2 protein-coding genes and 1 pseudogene are annotated in these 2015 nt (G+C 74.1%); all 3 read left to right on the top strand.

Annotated elements, in window-relative coordinates; translation table 11 throughout:
- On the top strand, positions 1-688 hold a 688-nt coding region (locus GJ633_RS17385; RefSeq protein WP_321169133.1), incomplete at its 5' end, for a cobalamin biosynthesis protein.
- A pseudogene (locus GJ633_RS16145) lies at positions 685-1904 on the top strand (CbiX/SirB N-terminal domain-containing protein). The gene GJ633_RS17385 and the pseudogene GJ633_RS16145, both read left to right, overlap by 4 nt.
- A 23-nt stretch (positions 1905-1927) precedes the next feature.
- Positions 1928-2015 (top strand): DUF3209 family protein (locus GJ633_RS18150; RefSeq protein ID WP_156589585.1); only part of this gene is annotated, 88 nt, incomplete at its 3' end.

The following is a 2015-nucleotide window of genomic DNA, read 5'->3' as shown; positions in this document are numbered from 1 at the left end:
CGACGGGAGCGTCACCGAGCGGAGCGTCACGGTCGAGACGACGGACGAGGACGCCGCCCGCCGGCTGGCGGCGATCGCCGGCGGCGGGACGGTCGACCACCGGATCGCCGAGCGCGACTTTGCGCACGACGCGGCCGTCACCCGGCGCGAGGACGCCTACACCGTGCAGGTGATCGACCCGTCGCTGGCGGCGAACGCGAGCGCCGCGCTCGGGCTCCCGGTCGACGGCGACCCCGGCGGGTACCGGTTCGACTCGCTGCGCGATCACCGCCGACAGCTGCTCCGCGGGCTGCTCGAGTCCTGCGGCGTCGTCTGCTTCCGCGAGTCGGCCGGCGCCGTCGGGATCTCGTTCGTCCACGACGACGAGCGTCTCTTGGAGCGGGTCCGCGGCCTACTCGACGCCGAGGGGTTCGCCGCCGACGAGCCGACGGCCGCCTCCTCGGGCGGGTACTGGTTCGGCGTCGCCGACGCCGACACGGCCGCCTTCGCCGAGTGGGTCTACGCCGGCGCCGAGCGTCCGGGCTGTTCGCGACGGACCGCCGGCAGAAGACGCTCCGGAGCGTCGAGCGCGCCGAGGGGCTGGCGGTGGGAACGCTCGTCGACAGTCCGGACGGGACCCGCGGGGGACGGGGACGCCGACTCGCAAGGGGACGGAGGTGACCAACAGAGAGGCGAGGCCGACCCGTGAGCCGAGCCGCCGACGCGGTCGGGATCGGGAGCGACGAGGCGGTGCTGCTGGTCGGCCACGGCTCCCGGCGCGAGCGGTCGAACGAGTCGGTCCGCGAGCTGGCCGCGGGACTGGAGGCCCGGATCGGCGTCCCGACCGACGCCGCATTTCTCGAACTCGCGGAGCCGGCGATCCCCGACGCGATCGACCACCTCGCGCCCGGCGTCTCCCGGCTCACGCTCGTCCCGCTGTCGCTGTTCGCGGCCTCGCACGTCAAGAACGACCTGCCGCTGGCGGTGAACCGCGCCCGCGACGAGCACCCGGACGTGCGGTTCCACGGGGGCGCCCACCTCGGGATCCACCCGGCGATCCTCGACCTGCTCGACGACCGGGCCGCGGCGGTCGAGGAGACGCTCGGCGTCGACCGCGCGAGCGACGACGTGGCGGTCGTGCTCTGTGCGCGCGGCTCCTCCGACCCGGACTCGAACGCGGACGTCCACAAGCTCGCGCGCCTGCTCTACGAGGGGCGCTCGTTCGCCCGGGTCGAGACCGCCTTCATCGGCGTGACGGAGCCGCTGCTCGACGAGGCGCTCCGCGACGTCGCGAGGGCCCGGCCGGACGCGGTCGTCGTCCTCCCGTACATGCTCGGCGACGGCGTGTTGACCGGGCGGATCCGCGACGGCGCCGGCGAGTTCGACGCGTCGACCCCCTACGTCGCCGCCGCCGCGGGTGACCCGCTCGGCACGGACGACCGCCTGCTCGACGTCCTCGCGGACCGCTGGCAGGAGGCGCGCACCGATTCCGTCGACATGTCGTGTGACACCTGCAAGTACAAGGTGGAGCTCGACGGCTACGAGACGGACGAGGGCGGTGCCCGCGCGATGCTGCGCGCGCTCACCCACCAGCAGGCGCACGCCGACCGCGACGCGGTCGCCGACGAGCCCCACGCTCACGACGCCCCGGCCGCACACCTCGCGGTCTGCACGAACCAGACCTGCGCCGCCGACGGCGCTCCCGCGGTCCTGGAGACGCTGCGGCAGGCCGTCCGGGACGCCGGGGCCGACGTCCACGTGACGCGCTCGTCGTGTCTCGACCAGTGCGGCGACGGCCCCGTCGTCGCGCAGTACCCCGACGGCGTCTGGTACGGCGGCTGCGAGGCCGACGACGCCGAGCGGATCGTCGTCCGCCGTCGAGCGCCGACCGGATCGTGAGCGACCTCGTCCACCAGACTTTATAGAAGTGCAAGCCGAGTTTCGTTCATTGAGCTGCGACGAGATCGAAGCCCTGCGGCTCGGCCTGTTGAACGTCCTCGGCACCGGCGACGACGCGGTTCGCCAGCACGCCGTGC

Origin of the sequence: Halorubrum sp. CBA1125, from assembly GCF_009742825.1 — an archaeon.
Taxonomy (GTDB): Archaea; Halobacteriota; Halobacteria; order Halobacteriales; family Haloferacaceae; genus Halorubrum.
Note: the sequence above shows the minus strand (reverse complement) of the source record. Positions and strands in the feature narration are given on the sequence as shown.